This is a genomic window from Streptococcus respiraculi (assembly GCF_003595525.1).
Classification (GTDB): Bacteria; Bacillota; Bacilli; order Lactobacillales; family Streptococcaceae; genus Streptococcus; species Streptococcus respiraculi.
The window spans coordinates 1,111,572-1,128,899 of the sequence record NZ_CP022680.1 but is presented as its reverse complement, the minus strand read 5'-3'; the positions used below and the strand labels follow the sequence as shown (position 1 = coordinate 1,128,899).

Genomic DNA, 17,328 nt, shown 5'->3' with positions numbered 1-17,328 from the left:
ATGCTTTATTTTTTAGAGTTTGAAAAAATAGATACTCCAAAGATATGGCGGTAGCGTGTTCCTGCAAACAACATCAAGGCTGCTGACGCAATACCTGTTACTGCTACAATCACCATAATGATTTCTGCTTTTCCTGACGCAATCAAGCTAGCAGCCAATTGTGGCACGATGTAAGAACCAAGCGCCATTACAAAGTAGTAAATACTTGTATTGCGACCTTTGTTGGTATCAAAGAATTGGTTCAAGACTGCATTTCCCATTTGGAGCAAACCACCGGCTGAACAGAATCCAACGATGACTCCTGCAACCGTTAGGGTAGTAGGACTTGGGAAAAGGAAAACCACCAAACCTGCAAGTCCCGCAAAGACTGGGCTGACAACAAGAATCGCAATATCACGGATACCACGCGCCATCATGAGTGAGAAAACAATAGTCGCTACTAATCCACCCAATTGGTAGAGAGAGGTAACAGATGCTGCTGCTGTCTCAGACATGTTGAGAACGTTTTGCGCGTAGATTTTTGATGCTTGTTGGAAAAGATAGAAGTTTGAATAAATGGTCAAGGCAAAAAGCGGTAAGACAACACCGTCAATTGCAAAGTTTCCTTGATTCTTCTTCACAAGACCGCTGTTAGCACCAGCACCAGCAGCACTTTGACGTGTTTCCAATTGACGAATAGCTTCTGATGGAGAGAGTTTCTCTGCTTTTTGCAAGTCCGCATCTGGGAAATGAGCAAAGACAACACCGATGAGCACAAGTAAACTTAAGACAAATGGTACGATGATCCCAATTTGTGGGCTGAGGCTATTGGTTACGAGGAAGGCAACAAACAGTGGATACAAGATGGATGAAATCGAAATCAAGGCCTTGCTGAGGATAGAGGCTGTTGCTTTGTTTTCAGGATACATTTCAAACAAGGCTGGGTTGATAGCTCCATCAAACAAGGATGTCATCGCTCCTCCTACAAATCCTAGAACTTTAGCAAGGAAAATATCTGTTGCAAACAAGAAAGCGCCAAACATCAAGACATACCCAAACAAACCTGCAACAATCAATGGCTTGCGACCGATTTTATCTGAAAGTGGACCAGAGAAGACAAGGAAAGAAATCTTCCCAATCCCTGTCCAGGCAATCGCACCTAGGACAGCTGCTGTCGCAATCTTCATTTTATCTGGATCTGTTAAATCCGCAGCGCTAATCAAATTCCATTTGACCGCAAAGAATTTTGCATTTTGAGAAATTGTCAGTGCCTGGATACCATGGCAGAAGTAAGCCATCCAGAGCAACATCGCTGAAAAGTTGTATTTATTATTCTTAAACATTTATGTCATAATCCCTTCAATAAGATAGTATATTCAAAGAAATGGTGATGTTCAAAAGGAATATTAGCTATTTCCTTTTAAACGTTCTAAATAGGCGTCATGTTCTTTGATGGCATATTCACGGCGACCGCCAGGTTTTGGTGTTTGGTCTCCCATCATGATGCCAAATCCACCTTCTACACGTAACTCGTGGCCATTTGTATAATCAGACCGATCACTTGCAAGATACAAGACTGCATTGGCAATATCCATGGTATTTCCAATCCGTTTGTTAGCTGTAAGAGCCTTGCGTCCTTCTTCAACAACTGGATCGGCATAGAAAGCTTCTGACAATGGTGTTTTCACAAAACATGGTTGAATACAATTGCTACGAACACCAAATTGTCCCCATTCTGCTGCCATCTGGCGTGACATCATATTAACACCAGCCTTGGTTGAACTATAGGCTGCTGAATAGGTTTCAGGGAAAACAGAGGCAATGGTTGAAATATGAACCATATTTCCTTTTCCTTGCTTGATAAACTGACGACCGAAGCGTTGTGATACCAAGAAATACCCTGTCAAATTGATGTCCACTGTCTGACGCCATTCTTCAAGCGGAAGATCTTCAAGCGGACAAGCCCGAAGCATGGCTGCAGTATTGACCAAAATATCGACTTGGCCAAATGTTTCAACAGCCAGTTCCACCGCGCGGTCCACATCAGCTTCGACGGTCGAATTGGTTGCAACTGCCAAGGTTTTCACACCATATTCGCTTGCGATTTCTTCTGCGTATTCTTTTAAGGCGTCTTCACGGATATCTAGCAACACAACGTTGGTTCCTTGTTTTGCAAACTCTTGTACGATTGTCTTGCCCATTCCACCAACAGCTCCTGTTACAACTGCTGTTTTTCCACTAAGCCCCAACCAATTATCTGACATTTTTGTTTCTCCTTTTTCTTGTATGATTTATGGTAATAACTCTGGCCATACTTCAGCCAAAACTTTTTTGGTATGTTCGAAGGTATATTGACTTGCTTCTGCCAATCCCTTTGCAAGAATGGCGTCTGAAATCACTTCGACACCGACTACTTTTGGTGAAATGCCAGCTTCTCTGACCATCTTGAGGAAGCCAGCTGTATCTTTTGCACCTGTTCCAGGCGCTAAACGATCATGCATGGACTCATCACGTAAGATTGAAGCCGCATATGGACGTTCGTAAGCATCATTAATTTGAATTGAAATAACTTTGGCTGCTTCTTCAGGAGTCAAGGCTCTATATGGCTGATCTGCCCGTACCCAATGCCAAGTATCAAGGATGAGCATAGCATTTTCAGCACCTGATTCTTTCACCACTGCATAAGCTTTGTCAAAGTTTGGCAAACCGCTATACGGCATCGGTTCTACCCCGATAATCAAATCACCTGCACGTTGGCACAGCTCTTTTAATTTTTGAGCTGTATATTCAACTGAATAGTTTTCCATCAAACCACAGTTGATATGTCCTACATTAAAGAGACGACACATATGGAAGCACATTTGCTCTTTGTATTTTTGTTCATAACTTCTTTGTGCTTCTGCCCATTGGACGATGTATTCTACTTCTGAAACAACGATTTGATATTTTTCCAGTATAGCGAGAATATCTTGATCCGTCAAACCCTCGTTTAAAGCATCAACATAGGTCTCAGCTCGTAGACCAATGGCTTCATAACCAGCTTCTTTCGCTGCTTTCACACGGTCCTCAAAACAACATTGATCGCCCAAAGTCCAAGAACTAATCGTAATCGGTGAAATATGTGACATCTTTATGTCCCCCTTTGTTATTTTTTTCACTTTCTATAGTTTTTATTATAAAACGAAAGAAGACAAATTACTAATGAATTTTTTCACAAGGATTGATAGAAAAAATTTATATATTTTATGCTATAATAAAAGTAAGCAGAAAGAATGACAAAAAGGAAGGATAACCTATGAACCTACAACATCTCCGCTATTTCCTCACATTAGCCGATTTAGAGCATTATACCGATGCAGCAAAGAGCCTGCATATCACACAACCAACTCTAAGCCACGCCATTGCCATGTTGGAAGAAGAACTACAAGTACCTCTGTTGACCAAGCAGGGACGCAATGTTATCCTGACAGAACAAGGAAAGGAGTTTTACACAACGGTCCAGTCCTCCCTTGCTATTTTGGACTCTGGGGTGCAAAATTTACAGCGGCGTTATACCAACAAGCCTAATATCCATCTGACCCTTCTCCGAGTTCTGGGTCGAAAAGCGGTTCCCCAACTCGTACGAAAATTCATCGAAGCCTATCCAGAGACAGATGCTATCTTTGATTTTCATAATGATAGCGGAATGTCCCTTGATATGATCGAGGGCCTCATTCATGACAAATACGACTTGGCATTCTGCTCCAAACTCGATGAATACCCTACAATTTCCTACATTCCTATCTTCTCTCAAGACCTAGTCTTGATTGTTCCCAAACAGCATCCGCTCTCCGCGCAGGAGACCGTCACTTTGGAAGATACCTTAATTTTCCCCCAAGTGTGGTTTTCCAAACGGAGCGGTGTCCGCCCTGTCATCGAACAACTCTACCAACCCTTTGAGGACAAACCTCAAATTGCCTTTGAAGTCAGTGAAGATGAAACAGTTGCAGGTCTTGTCGCTCAAGGTTTTGGCCTTGCAATTATTCCCAAGTTTGATTTCCTCAGTAGCATCGAAGATATCGAAGTGATTGAAATGGATGCCCTTAAAGATGCCCGTATTTACTATGCGGCCTACCGCAAGGATAAGCTACTCTCAACAGATTTGAAAAACTTTATCGACTTTATCACTACTTCTTCAATGGAGTTGGGAGATATTGTTTGAACAAGTGATGGCAATCGTTCATCACACGAATCATAATTCGAAGAATTGTTACATAAAAAGCCCAGCAATTGGGCTTTTTCCGTCTTATTAGAGCACCATCTCATCATCGGTCAATTTCTGGCCGCTATTTTTATGGAATAAATCCATCAAATCTTGAACCGTCAAATTGGCTTTTTCTTCACCGCGTACATCCACAACAATACGACCTTGGTGGAGCATGACCAGACGATTTCCATATTCAATCGCATTTTCCATATTGTGGGTAATCATCAAAGCTGTCAACTTGTCCTTCTCCACAATTTTTTTGGTCAACTTCATCACCATGTCACTGGTCTTTGGATCAAGGGCTGCCGTATGCTCGTCTAGAAGCAAGACTTTTGGTTTGACGAGCGAGGCCATGAGCAAGGTCAAAGCCTGACGCTGACCACCTGATAGAAATTGGGTGTCTACCTTCATCCGATTTTCAAGCCCTAAGTCCAATTCTTGCAAGGCTTCCTTGAAAATTTTGCGCTCGCTGTCTTTCACTCCCCAGCTCAAGCCACGGGCAAGACCACGACGATAGGCAACTGCCATATTTTCTTCAATGGTCAGACGAGATGCCGTCCCCATTTTCGGATCTTGAAAGACCCGGCTAATCTCCCGCGCTCGTTTTGCTGCTGGAACATGTTTAATGGACTTGCCTTCTAGTAAAATATCTCCTGAATCAACCGTCAAGGCACCCGCTAGGCTGTTCATCAAGGTCGACTTCCCTGCACCATTTCCTCCAATAATGGAGATAAAATCCCCTTCTTGAACATCCAAATTCATCCCACGCAGTACATGGTTTTCATTGATGGTCCCTGCTTCGAAGGTCTTATGAATCTCTTGAATTGATAAAATTGTTGTCATCTTCTCATCCCTCCTAAGCTGATTTTTCTGATAGATTTGGCTTGCGAATCTGCCATTTTTTCTGCAATTCTGGCACAAAGAGGACAAGAGCAAGAAGAGTTGCTGAAAACAATTTCACCAAGTCCGCATCCATACCTGGAATTTCAAGAATAGCCAGGATAATCAACCGATAGATGACAGAGCCTAGAACGACGGAGGCCAAGCGCCAACCAATACGAAGATTGCGCAAGATGACTTCTGCAATGATGACAGAAGCAAGACCGATAACGATAGTTCCTGTCCCTGAGTTCAAATCGGCGTAGCCATTGTTTTGCGTTAGAAGCGCCCCACAAAGGGCAATTAGGCCATTGGACAACATATAGCCGTAAATCTTCATCTTATCAACGTTGATACCATTTGCCTCACTCATCGGAATATTATCCCCTGTTGAACGAAGAGCAAGACCAACCTGCGTATTTAACAACAAGGTCAAAAGAACAATCACTGATACGACAAAAATCGCACCGATCAGCAGAACCGCATAGGTTTTACTCCAGCCCATTTTCTGCAATTGACTCACCAAGGTATGCTGGCGTAAGAGTGCCACATTGGCCTTACCAAGGATTTTCAAGTTAATCGAATAGAGCCCTGTCAGAGTGACAATCCCTGTTAGTAGGGCTGGAATTTTCATTTTGGTGTGGAGCAAACCCGAGATAAGACCCGCAAGCATGCCTCCTACAAAAGCAAGCAAGGTGGCTAGTAGGGGATTCATACCATTAACAATCCCTGTGGCACAGATTGCAGCCCCCATAGGGTAGGCCCCTTCTGCTGTCAAATCCGCAATGTCTAAAATCCGAAATGTTAAATACACACCAATCGCCATAATCGACCACAATAGTCCTTGCGATATACTTGATAATATAAGATCCACAATGTTCTCCTTTAATAGGAAGCTGAGACAAAAGTGTCCAGCCTCGTTGCTTTTTGATAGTTTAGTTTGATACAGAAAGTTTTGAGGTATCAATGCCTAGCTTTTTCGCCATGTCTTCGTTAACGTGTAGGTTAACTGTTTCTGGGTATTCGACTGCTGTCTTGGCAGGATCGGCACCCTCGATAATCTTAATAGCCATTTTAGCTGTCTGACGACCTAGGGCTTCATAGTTCGTTCCAAAGGTCAACAAGCCCCCTTCATCAACCATGTCAGTCGAGCCACCGATAACTGGTACTTTATACTGAACAGATAATTCCCCAAGCATGGTCATAGTTGACGCAACGGTATTGTCTGTCGGAATAAAGACTGCATCGACCGCCTTCATTAGGCTTGTCGCAGCATCCTGTACTTCATTGGTGTTAGAAATCCCTTTGACTACCACCTTATAGCCTGCTTTTTCAAGAAGCGGTTTTGCTTCTTCCACTTGGACTTCTGAGTTGCGTTCGCTGGTTGTATATAAGATACCAACCGTTTTCGCATTTGGCACAGCTTGTCCGAGCAATTCAATCTGCTTATCAATCGGCGCTTGGTCACTGGTTCCTGTCAATAGACCGCCCGGTTCCTTAATCGAGCTGACCAAATCAGCAGATAGCGGATCCGTTACCGCTGTGAAAAGAACAGGGGTATCCGTTGAAATAGTTGCCAAACTTTGGGCCGCAGGCGTTGCAATGGCTAAGATAATATCATTGTTTCCCACCAATTGCTCTGAAATGGTTTGGAGATTTGCTTGATCTCCTTGGGCATTTTGGTAATCAAGGGTAATTTTTTCACCTTCCTTGTAGCCATTTTCTGCCAATTCTGCTTCAAATCCCTTACGCGCAGCTGATAGAGAATCGTGCTCCATATACTGCAAGATACCGACTTTGACTGTATCGTTGCTACCTTTCTTGCTATCCGATGATGAACAGGCTGCTAAAGCAAGGGCGCTAAGACCAATGATAGACGCATTCAGCAGATATTTTCCGATTTTACTCATAGACTTTTTCTCCCATATCGTTTATTTTCCCAATTCCTTAATCGTTACTGGATCAATACCAATTGCTTTTGCCATTTCTTCATTGACGGCAACGGCAGCTGTTTCAGGTGTTTTGACTGCCAAATCTGCTGGCTTCTCCCCTTTTAAGATGCTAACGGCTAATTCACCCGCTTGAACACCAATTGCATGGTAATCCACACCGTATGTAAAGAGAGTCGCTTCTAAGACTGCTTCATCGCTTCCCATAGCTGGTACTTTGGCTTTCATGAGGACATCTCCGATAGTAGAAGCCGTTGAAGCAACCGTATTATCGGTCGGCAAGTAAATGGCATCCACTTGACCAGCTAGCGAGGTAACTGCTTGCTGCACATCATTAGTGGTCGTCACAGTCTTAATCACAACCTTCATCCCTTTTTCTTCTAACAATTTCTTCGCTTCTTTGGCTTGAACTTCTGAATTCACCTCGCTTGAGTTGTAGAAAATACCGAAGGTCTTAGCTGTTGGCACAACCTTCACCAACATCTCAATTTGTCCTGCCACATCGGTCGCATCAATCGATCCTGTCATGCTGCCCCCAGGAGATTTCAAGGAATCTACCAAACCCGCTTCGACTGGATCAGTCACTGCTGTAAAGACAGACGGTGTCTCACTATCTGCACTCAATAAAGCCTGAGCTGCAGGTGTCGCAATCGCAAAGTTCACATCATTTTTTCCAGCCAATTGCTCAACCATTGTCTGTAAATTCGCTTGATCTCCTTGGGAATTTTGGTAATCAACGGTCAGATTTTTTCCTTCGGTGTATCCAGCCTTGTCCAGTGCTTCCAAGAAACCTTTACGAGCAGATGAGAGCGCATCATGCTCTGCGTACTGAATGATCCCCACTTTTACATTGTCACTATCTGATGCTGCTGATTTCTCACCTGAACTACAAGCAACGAGTGCTAGCGTAGAAAGTACAGCGACTGAACCTGCAAAAAATTGTTTAAACCCCATAATCGAAATCTCCTTTGTCAATATAATAAATAAGTAATCTTCCTAGCCCTATGCTAGAAAGCGACCTTAGAACATGTATTCACAGCTCAATAATTCTATTTAAGAGCTTAGAATGACTTCGCTTATGAATACAGGATCTTAAAAATGAGCCAACTTCCTCATCTTCTTTCTGACAGCCCTCGTCAGTCGGGCGTCCCCTCCCAAGAGTCAGTAGAAAGGGTCTGGACTACAAAAACGGGACCGCCTTAGATACATCTAAACGGTCCCTCAATTCAACTGTAAAATGAAAACAGACTGACTTGACATGCCATCTAGATCTATCATCTATGTAGGCATCGTCAAAACTACCACAGCCACATAGATACAAACGTAACGTTCCCGTGTTTGTATCCATGTTCCCATGTCTACAAACACTATCTAAAGTAGCTGTAGAAATATGTATGATTGGTTGATGTTAGTTGACAACTCAATAACATATTGCAGTTCTCCATTTCTCATTTCTTTTAGGTTATTAAAATGATAATACATTTTTATCCACTTGTCAAGAATTTTTATACACAAATTTTCAGATTTTTCAATTTTTTTGGACAATCGAAAGTTCTACAATGAAGTTAGCCAGTCAAGGGTATAAAAAAACATCTCAGAGAGATATAATTGTAATCACCACAAGAACAATTAGAAAGACTCTGAGATGCAACACTATTATACACCAAAAAGGAAACATTTGACACTAGCTGAGCGTAGAATGATTGAGCGTTGGCTTCAAGAAGGGTTCTCAAATCGTGAAATCGCTAGAAGATTAGAGAAGGCTCCTCAAACCATTCACAACGAAGTCAAACGTGGTCAGGTTAGGCAACAAGTGCGTAAAGGAAAATTTGAAATAATCTACTCAGCTGACTTCGCTCAAAAAACCTATCAAAATAATCGCAAACATTCTGTGAAGCAAACTTCCCTAACCAAGGAACTCAAAGAAAAAATTCTTCACTACATCAAACAGAAATACTCTCCTGAGATGATGGTAAAAGTAAAAGGGATACCTGCCTCCGTCTCCACCATTTACTACTGGATTCATCGTGGGCACTTAGGGTTGACCAAGGCTGACATGCTTTATCCTCGGAAAGAGAAAACGAAGAAAAAACAAGCGAGTCCTAACTTTAAGCCGGCTGGAAAATCGATTGAGGAACGACCAGAAAGCATTAATCAACGTGAGAATGTTGGTGATGTTGAAATTGATACAGTTATTCAAACACGGGCAAAAAATGAGTGTCTGTTGACTCTAACTGATAGAAAGAGTCGTTATCAAATCATCCGACTTATTCCCGATAAGTCCGCGTCTTCAGTCAATCAAGCTCTGAAAATGATCCTCAGAGATTATCAAATTAACTCAATCACAGCTGATAACGGGACTGAATTCAGTCGTTTAGCAGAAGTTTTTGACCCCGATCATATCTACTATGCCCACCCTTATTCCTCTTGGGAGAGGGGAACTAATGAGAATCATAATAGACTCATCCGGCGTTGGTTGCCTAAGAGAAGCAAAAATGTGACTCAACAACAAGTCACATTTATTGAAAACTGGATTAACAACTATCCAAAGAAGATATTGGGTTACAAATCTCCTAGAGAATTTTTACAGACTGGCTAACTTGAACTTGAAATTTGCCTTTTTTTGGACAATATAGAAATTTATACTTGACTAAGCATGAATTTCTTTGTTTTTAGATATTTTCTTAGCTAGTGCGAACGCAAGCAAATTTCTCTTCTGTATTCAATAATCCACAGAACTAAAAGCCGAGAGAGCAAGTCTCAGACAAAAAATCTCTTCTCTGATTAGAGGGAACTATTTTCAACATAAAAAAGTGAGGGAAGTCGATTTCTCCGAAATCGTGACTTCTCCCACTCCACTTTCTTCTTACAACAAATCATTCAAAGGTTGGAAAATAATTTTTTCCACATCTGCGATATAGATTGATAATTGTTGCTGTTTGCTAAAGTATTCTGTCAAAAGAGGATTCGCTTGGATTTTTTTATTAAAATCCTGCAAACGTTCTTGCACGTCATCAGCTGGCATTTGACCTACCTGCAATTGATTTTGTACGTCGCGTTGAAATGAAATGTACCCTTCCAACAACTCTTTTGCGTCCTTATTCCCCTCAATCGAAACCTTCACCGCTTCAACTGCCCTGTATTCAGGTAGCTGACGGATGCTGCGTTCCAATTCATTTGCAATATCATAGATATTTTGTGCCATAGTTGTCTCCTAATCTACGAAAACCTGATAGCTAGTCTGAGTCCGAATAATCCCCTCAGCTCGCTCCAAATCTTCTTTATTTTTAAACGTAATTTGTAAAATACCATGAATATCCGCCCGATTATCCTCATTGATACGGATATTGACGACTGAAATCCCTCGAAGCAACTCAAGAACGGTCAAAATAGTATCTTCTTGGTCAGGGATATTGATAAAGAGGTCGTAGAAACTATCAACACCAGCCCGCTTATGGATTTCCATTTCCTTTCGGATCTGCCGCCCTTGGTCAAAAAATTGCCAAATAGCATCGGCATCACCTGTTTCAATGAGGTAGCGAATAGCCTTTAAACGCTCTCCAAATTCTTCTAAACGCTCGATAATGCTACTGCGATTGGTTAGAAGGATACTCGTCCACATGCCTGGCTCACTTTCAGCAATTCGGGTCATATCTCTGAAACCACCCGCCGCAAAGTGCTGGGTAAAGGGATGTTCCTTCCGATAATCGCCAGCCTGGTGCATCAAACTAGAGGCAAGAACATGGGGCACATGCGAAATCTGACTGGTAACAAAATCATGCTCTCTTGCATCAATCTCTACAAAACGAGCATGCAAACCTGACAAGATGTCCTGCAAGCAAGGAATCGCATCTGGTCGTGTCAAACGGCTCGGTGTCAAAATGTAGTAGGCATTTTCAAACAAATTGACATCGGCTGCAATAGCACCTGTCTTATGGCTACCTGCCATCGGATGCCCCCCGATAAAGTTAATCTTGCGAGCAGACAAGTAATCTTCCGCAGCTTTAACAATGGCCTCCTTGGTCGAACCTGCGTCTGTCACTAGTACATCTTTTTTCAAAGGCAGATGAGAGAAAGCCTCTAAAAAGCGAATCGTCTGCTGAATCGGCACACAGAGGAAAATCGCATCCGCTTCTTGTGTAAATTGGCTCAGGTCATCTGTCGCTTCATCAACAATTCCCTGCTCCAGGGCAATCTGTCGAGACTGCTCACCACGATTGTAGCCCACAATGCGATAGTCTGGATGATCCCTACGAATGCCTAATGCTAAGGAACTTCCAATCAGCCCCAAACCCACGATATAAATGGTTTTTGTCATGTTCTTAAAATTCTTTCACAAATGTTCGGTGTTGCGCTACCGCTTCTTTGAGTTCTTCCATGTTGTCTGCGGAGAATTTCTCTATGATTTCATGTGCAAGAACCGTTGCGACAACTGCTTCCATGACAACACCTGCAGCAGGAAGAGCCGTTGGATCAGAGCGCTCAACCGTTGCCTTATAAGGCTCATGAGTATCAATATCAACAGACATCAAGGGCTTATAAAGCGTCGGAATCGGCTTCATCACTCCCCGCACTACGATTGGCTCGCCGTTGGTCATACCACCCTCAAAGCCACCGAGGTTATTGCTTAATCTATGATAGCCTGTCTCTTTGGACCAGATGATTTCATCCATGACTTGGCTACCCTTACGGTAGCCCGCCTGAAACCCTAGACCGAATTCAACACCTTTAAACGCATTAATCGATACAACAGCTTGAGCAAGCTTGGCATCGAGCTTCCTATCCCACTGGACATACGAACCAAGACCGACTGGAACACCGCCGACAATGGTTTCGACAACACCACCAATGGTATCTCCGTCCCGCTTGACTTGGTCAATATACTCCTTGATTTCTTCTTCACGCTCTGGGTTGACAATCGACACTTCTGATTGGCTGGCACGCGTCCGAATTTCTTCGACTGTTAGCCCATCAGGAACATCGATTTCTTTACCACCAAAGACGACCACATGGTTGGCAATTTCGATGTCTAGCTCTGCAAGTATGCGCTTAGCAACTGCTCCGACCGCCACGCGCATAGTGGTCTCACGCGCACTCGATCGCTCCAAGGAATTGCGTAAATCATCAAAACGATACTTGATGCCACCGACCAAATCCGCATGACCTGGACGGGGATGCTTGATGCGTCGCTTGCTCTTCAAACGATCTTCAATGTCTTCTACTGCCATGATATCTAACCATTTTTGATGGTCCTTATTGATGACATGAAGTGTAATCGGGGCCCCTGTTGTCTTCCCGTGGCGAACGCCAGAGGTAATCTCAACTTGGTCAGTTTCAATCTGCATTCTGGCGCCACGGCCATAGCCGCCTTGGCGTCGTTTCAAATCAGCATTGATATCCGCTGCGGTTAAGGCTAGCCCCGCTGGCACGCCTTCGATAATGGCTGTCAAACGTGGGCCATGAGATTCACCCGCTGTTAAATAACGCATTTATTCCTCCAATACAGTCAAGATTTTTTGCACATTTGCAAGGGATATTTGTCCCGGTGCACTCACCTCATCAAGACTTGCAAAAGTCCAGCAAGAACCTGTCAGAACCCCTGCGACACGTGATAATTTCCCCAAATGTCCCATAGACATGGTCGCATAGGCCTGCTCCGCATTGAGAGTCTTAAAGCCACGAGTATAGTTCATGACATCTAAAACATCCTGCTCAGTCTCGGCCATTACCGCCATCTTAACAACCGCTGGTGATAAACTGGTCAATTCTGACATGATTTCCATGTAGTTTTCGGGGGTTTCCTCAAAATTATGGTAGCTCAAGACTAGATTTGGAAACTCCAGCATCTGATCAAAGACTTCCTTGTGCGAATAATATTCAAAGTCAAGAAATTCAGGTTGGTAGAGACTTGCGATTTCCTTGAGCAAGTGAATGTATTCCTCATCGGTCAGCTCAATATGACCACCTTCACGGCTAGTTCTCAGCGTAAAAATCACTTCACGACCAACAAATTTTTCAAAAACGGCTGGCGCTACTGTTAAAATCTCTTCTTTGGGAAGAACATCTGCCCGCCATTCAATCAAGTCAGCACCTGCCAACCTATCTAAATCAATATTAGCAACATCCTCGAGACTACGAGGCATGATTGGAACTACAATTTTCATTTTTCTACCTGTATTGTAAAGACCTTGAGGTAATTACTACTTTCATCTTTTTTGTTGGACACAAAATCGCTCGGTAAGCGATAGGTCTCAAGATAACGGTGCTTGTGGCCACCGAATCCTTTTTCAATTTCTTTTTTAAATTTTTCAAGGGAAACATTTGATGCATTGGTCGAGGCGATAATGACTCCCTTAGGGTTTAGAATATCAAGCGATTGGGCTATCAATTTATGGTAGTCCTTAGCTACTGAAAAGGTCTGCTTTTTATTGCGCGCAAAACTTGGTGGATCAAGGACAATCATATCGTAAGAGAGTCCTTTTCGTTTGGCGTATTTAAAGTATTCAAAAACATCCATGACTAAAAAGCGATGCGCTTCTAGTTCCAAGCCATTTGCTTTGAAATGCGCTTCAGATAGTTCTCTGGATCGTTTTGCCAAGTCAACCGAAGTCGTCTCTACTGCACCACCCATAGCGGCTGCCACTGAAAAGGCAGCTGTATAAGAAAACATATTCAAGAGACGTTTACCCGCTGCAAGCCCGTCCACTAAGGTTCCTCTGACCTCGTGCTGATCTAGGAAAATCCCAGTCATCAAGCCGTTGTTTAAGAAGACCTGATAGGCAACACCATTTTCAAAAACAGTCAATTCTTCAGGCGCTTCCTCACCATAAAGGTAGGCTGATTCATAGTCCAGTCCTTTAAAACGAATCTTTTCGTAAGCTCCTAGAACATCTGGATAAACTGCCTGAAAGGCTGCCACAATCTCATCCTTAATGGAATAAATATACTCATTATACCACGAAAAGACCGCATAATCATTATAGCGGTCAATAGTGACACCACCAAAGCCATCGCCGTCTTGATTAAACAAGCGATAGGCAGTCGTCAAACTTGAAAGCTCAAAAGAATGCCGTTTCTGCCTTGCCTCTAACAAGAGTTGCTTGAAAAACGCTTGATCCAAGAGTATTTTTTCTCTGGAAATCACCCATCCAATTCCCTTATTCTGGGTAGAAAGGTAGGCTAGAGCTACCCATTTTCCTTGTTGGTTGAACAGATGAGCCAGAGTGTTTTCTCCCTCAAGAGACGGAAAATCACGTGCTTCCAGCACACAGATTCCCTGCTTAATTTTTCGTTCTACAATGGGGCTTACTGTCAATTCTATCATACCTTTATTATACCAAATTTTGTATAATATCTCAAAAAAACTTCTCTTATTGACATGCTAAAGGTACGAAAAATGATTTTCAAGCTCTTATCTGTTACGATTTTTGACTGTTTATACTCCCCAATAAAAATCAAAAATAGCTATTTTATCTTATCAATATCTACTCTTTAAAAAAATGTATTGAACGAAATGAGCCAAAGGCGATACATTCGAAATAGTGGAATGCCTAGCAACAAAAAAGTAGTTGCTAGGCACGGCTTTTTTGAGACCTTAGACTCAAGATTGCTTGCGACCACACTATTTAAGAAAGTATCCCAAAGTGCTAACGTTGATTTTAATTGAGTATTACAAACGATTACTTGTCGCGCAAACAAGTAACCTCGTTCCGACTAACCATTCACGAACTAGAAAAGATTACAGTAGCTGATATCGATGTAGGATAGATCTCCCTACTCCTTGACGGAGCGTTTGAGGTCTTAGACTCAGAAATTAGCAATTAAAACTCCGGCATTAGTGAGGCTTAAGTGCGTCCGTATTAGTCAAGAAAGTATCAAAAACCTACTTTATGAAAATCTACTTTTAAACATCTTTCCGTGTAAAAAACTTCTCTTACTAAGGAATATTTTAAAAATATGGTATAATGGACTAAGATTTTGTGAAATGTACAATTACTAGAAAGGAAGCTCTTGTGAACAAAAATCGTTATCTGCTATCAAAAGTATTACGTTCTAGAATGGGCTTTATCCTCATTTTGGTCACACTCTACTGGGGAAAGACACTGTGGGCTTACCTCATTGACTTCAATTTAGATACCAAGGGTTTTTATCAGAACTTTATCCTCTTTATCAATCCACTTCCTGTCGGTCTCCTCTTTATCGGGCTTGCCCTCTACGTCAAATCAACTAAATGGTTTTACCGAACAGCAGGACTGCTCTACTTCTTATTATTCTTATGGCTATTTTCAAATACCCTCTACTTTAGAGAGTTTTCGGACTACATCTCGATTTCAACCATGATGGCGAGCTCGAGCGTTGCAGCTGGGTTATTCCAAACGACCCTCAAGGCCTTGAGAATCTGGGATTTAGTCTATTTCTTGGATTTTATTGTGGTGACGTATTTCTTTTTCAAGAAAAAAATACCGGTCGATCCACAGCCCTTTAACAAGCGGTCTAGTTTTGCAGTCACGGCCCTGTCTATCCTACTCTTTTCAATCAATCTCTTTTTAGCAGAAATTGATCGTCCTGAGTTATTGTCACGCGGGTTTTCCAATACCTATATCGTCCGCGCTTTGGGACTCCCATCTTTCTTAGGTTACAACGCTTACCAGACCTATAATGTCCACAAGGACCGTTCAGAAGCAACAGCCGAAGACTTGGTGCCTGTTCAAGAATATGTCGCAGAGCATTACGCTAAGCCAAATGATGAATTCTTCGGTATGGCAAAAGGCCGTAATGTCATCTATCTCCATTTGGAAAGTCTGCAACAGTTTATCATCGATTACAAGCTAAAGGTAGACGGGAAAGAGTATGAAGTCACACCATTTCTCAATTCCCTTTACCACTCCAATTCGACCTTTGCCTTCTCTAACTTCTTCAATCAAGTAAAGGCCGGTAAAACCTCTGATGCCGAAACCATGATAGAAACATCACTCTTTGGGCTGAATCAAGGCTCCTTCATGGTACAATACGGTGGCAGCAATACGCAACAAGCAGCGCCTCATATCCTTTCTCAAGAAGGAGGCTATACATCAGCTGTCTTTCATGGAAATGCTGCTGGCTTCTGGAATCGAAACAACACCTATAAACAATGGGGCTATAACTACTTCTTTGATAAGTCCTATTTCACAGAGACCACTGCCGAAAATTCTTTTGAATATGGCTTAAACGATAAGGTCATGTTTGCTGATTCGATTCAATACTTTGAACACTTGCAGCAACCTTTCTACACTAAGTTTATCACCGTATCAAACCATTATCCTTACACAACCAGCCTCACAGGCGATGAAACGGGATTCCCACTGGCCGATACAAAAGATGAAACAATCAACGGCTACTTTGCTACCGCTAATTACTTGGATGCTTCGATCAAGGCCTTCTTCGATTATTTGAAGGCAACAGGTCTCTATGAAAAATCCATTATTGTTCTTTATGGAGATCACTACGGAATCTCCAATTCTCGTAATCCGAGCTTAGCACCTTTGCTTGATGCCAACTCTGAAACCTGGTCAGACTATGATAACGCGATGCTCCAACGAGTTCCGTACATGATTGTGGTTCCAGGAATGAACAAAGGACGTATCATTAATACCTTCGGTGGAGAAATCGATGCCCTTCCTACGCTAGAGCATCTTCTAGGAATTGATTCTAAAAAATACCTCCAAGTTGGACAGGACCTCTTATCAAAAGATAATCATCAAATTGTTGCGTTGCGTACCCCTGGAAGTTTCATTACCCCTGACTACACCAGCTATGGTGGAAAACTCTATAGCACCAAAACAGGCGAAGAAATTACCAATCCTGATGAAGAAACCCTCAAAAAGGTTGAAGATATTCGCACGCGCGTCAAAAACCAGCTGGCGGCAAGTGACGCCATTCAGACAGGCGATCTCCTTCGCTTCCTAGACAATGGTCTACCAACTGTAAACACGAAGGACATCTCTTATATTAACTCTCTCAAGACACAATTGGCTCTTGAAGAAGAACTAGGGGACAACTCCACCAGCCTGTATAGCAAAAATGGCGAAAAATCAACCGTTGACCTATTCCAAGCACCAAGTTATCGTAACCTACACGAATCAAATCCTGCTTCAACGAGTCCCAATAGCTCAACTTCTAGTAGTTCATCTTCAAGTGAGAAAAAAGAATAAGGGAATAACATTCGATAACGATGATAACATAGAAACCCGTTATCCTCATTCTGTTCTTACTCAGCTCAGCTATCAATAAATGATG

Annotated in this window: 15 protein-coding genes; 3 read left to right on the top strand and 12 right to left on the bottom strand. The window is 42.4% G+C overall.

Annotation, left to right across the window (positions count from 1 at the left end):
* Positions 1 to 5: 5 nt before the first annotated feature.
* The 3 genes from CHF41_RS05680 to CHF41_RS05670 all read right to left on the bottom strand — a co-directional run bounded on the left by CHF41_RS05680 (position 6) and on the right by CHF41_RS05670 (position 3,107).
* Positions 6 to 1,322 carry an MFS transporter gene (locus CHF41_RS05680; RefSeq protein ID WP_119876382.1) on the bottom strand — a complete coding sequence of 439 codons (1,317 nt, stop codon included), beginning with the start codon at positions 1,320 to 1,322 and terminating at the stop codon, positions 6 to 8.
* A gap of 63 nt (positions 1,323 to 1,385) precedes the next feature.
* Positions 1,386 to 2,243: an SDR family NAD(P)-dependent oxidoreductase gene (locus tag CHF41_RS05675; protein ID WP_119876381.1), complete on the bottom strand. Its 858-nt coding sequence runs from the start codon at positions 2,241 to 2,243 to the stop codon at positions 1,386 to 1,388.
* A gap of 27 nt (positions 2,244 to 2,270) precedes the next feature.
* Positions 2,271 to 3,107: a sugar phosphate isomerase/epimerase family protein gene (locus CHF41_RS05670; protein ID WP_119876380.1), complete on the bottom strand. Its 837-nt coding sequence runs from the start codon at positions 3,105 to 3,107 to the stop codon at positions 2,271 to 2,273.
* 167 nt (positions 3,108 to 3,274) lie between these two features.
* On the opposite strand from CHF41_RS05670, the gene CHF41_RS05665 reads away from it, so the two are divergent.
* A complete protein-coding gene (locus tag CHF41_RS05665; RefSeq protein ID WP_119876379.1) occupies positions 3,275 to 4,180 on the top strand; it encodes a LysR family transcriptional regulator in 906 nt (301 codons plus the stop codon).
* 87 nt (positions 4,181 to 4,267) lie between these two features.
* On the opposite strand, the gene CHF41_RS05660 is transcribed toward CHF41_RS05665, so the two are convergent.
* The 4 genes from CHF41_RS05660 to CHF41_RS05645 form a co-directional block, all read right to left on the bottom strand.
* On the bottom strand, positions 4,268 to 5,068 hold the full coding sequence (locus CHF41_RS05660; protein WP_119876378.1) for an ABC transporter ATP-binding protein: 801 nt from the start codon (positions 5,066 to 5,068) through the stop codon (positions 4,268 to 4,270).
* A 13-nt stretch (positions 5,069 to 5,081) separates the two neighbouring features.
* The gene (locus CHF41_RS05655; RefSeq protein ID WP_119876377.1) at positions 5,082 to 5,978 is read right to left on the bottom strand and encodes an ABC transporter permease; all 897 of its coding nucleotides are present in this window, start codon (positions 5,976 to 5,978) and stop codon (positions 5,082 to 5,084) included.
* Between the two features lie 61 nt (positions 5,979 to 6,039).
* Complete coding sequence (locus tag CHF41_RS05650; protein ID WP_119876376.1) at positions 6,040 to 7,014, bottom strand: ABC transporter substrate-binding protein; 975 nt, start codon at positions 7,012 to 7,014, stop codon at positions 6,040 to 6,042.
* Between the two features lie 21 nt (positions 7,015 to 7,035).
* Positions 7,036 to 8,007, bottom strand: a complete 972-nt coding sequence (locus tag CHF41_RS05645; protein WP_119876375.1) for an ABC transporter substrate-binding protein — start codon at positions 8,005 to 8,007, stop codon at positions 7,036 to 7,038.
* A 691-nt stretch (positions 8,008 to 8,698) separates the two neighbouring features.
* On the opposite strand from CHF41_RS05645, the gene CHF41_RS05640 reads away from it, so the two are divergent.
* Positions 8,699 to 9,652 carry an IS30 family transposase gene (locus CHF41_RS05640; protein WP_119876374.1) on the top strand — a complete coding sequence of 318 codons (954 nt, stop codon included), beginning with the start codon at positions 8,699 to 8,701 and terminating at the stop codon, positions 9,650 to 9,652.
* A gap of 267 nt (positions 9,653 to 9,919) precedes the next feature.
* On the opposite strand, the gene CHF41_RS05635 is transcribed toward CHF41_RS05640, so the two are convergent.
* Genes CHF41_RS05635 through CHF41_RS05615 form a run of 5 tightly spaced genes read right to left on the bottom strand, consistent with a single transcriptional unit; the run spans position 9,920 to position 14,377 of the window.
* Positions 9,920 to 10,258, bottom strand: coding sequence for a YlbF/YmcA family competence regulator (locus CHF41_RS05635; protein WP_119876373.1), 339 nt, complete (start codon positions 10,256 to 10,258; stop codon positions 9,920 to 9,922).
* 9 nt (positions 10,259 to 10,267) lie between these two features.
* Entirely contained in the window at positions 10,268 to 11,371 is a 1,104-nt protein-coding gene (locus CHF41_RS05630) for a prephenate dehydrogenase (RefSeq protein ID WP_119876372.1), read from the bottom strand.
* Positions 11,372 to 11,375: 4 nt separating this feature from the next.
* Entirely contained in the window at positions 11,376 to 12,542 is a 1,167-nt protein-coding gene (gene aroC / locus CHF41_RS05625; RefSeq protein WP_119876371.1) for a chorismate synthase, read from the bottom strand.
* Positions 12,543 to 13,217, bottom strand: coding sequence for a type I 3-dehydroquinate dehydratase (gene aroD, locus CHF41_RS05620; RefSeq protein ID WP_119876370.1), 675 nt, complete (start codon positions 13,215 to 13,217; stop codon positions 12,543 to 12,545). It abuts the gene before it with no gap.
* Positions 13,214 to 14,377: a class I SAM-dependent rRNA methyltransferase gene (locus CHF41_RS05615; protein WP_119876369.1), complete on the bottom strand. Its 1,164-nt coding sequence runs from the start codon at positions 14,375 to 14,377 to the stop codon at positions 13,214 to 13,216. The genes aroD and CHF41_RS05615 overlap by 4 nt, the downstream gene beginning before the upstream one ends.
* A gap of 733 nt (positions 14,378 to 15,110) precedes the next feature.
* Here CHF41_RS05615 and CHF41_RS05610 point away from each other — a divergent pair.
* Positions 15,111 to 17,243 carry an LTA synthase family protein gene (locus CHF41_RS05610; RefSeq protein WP_119877144.1) on the top strand — a complete coding sequence of 711 codons (2,133 nt, stop codon included), beginning with the start codon at positions 15,111 to 15,113 and terminating at the stop codon, positions 17,241 to 17,243.
* The last annotated feature ends 85 nt before the right edge of the window (positions 17,244 to 17,328 follow it).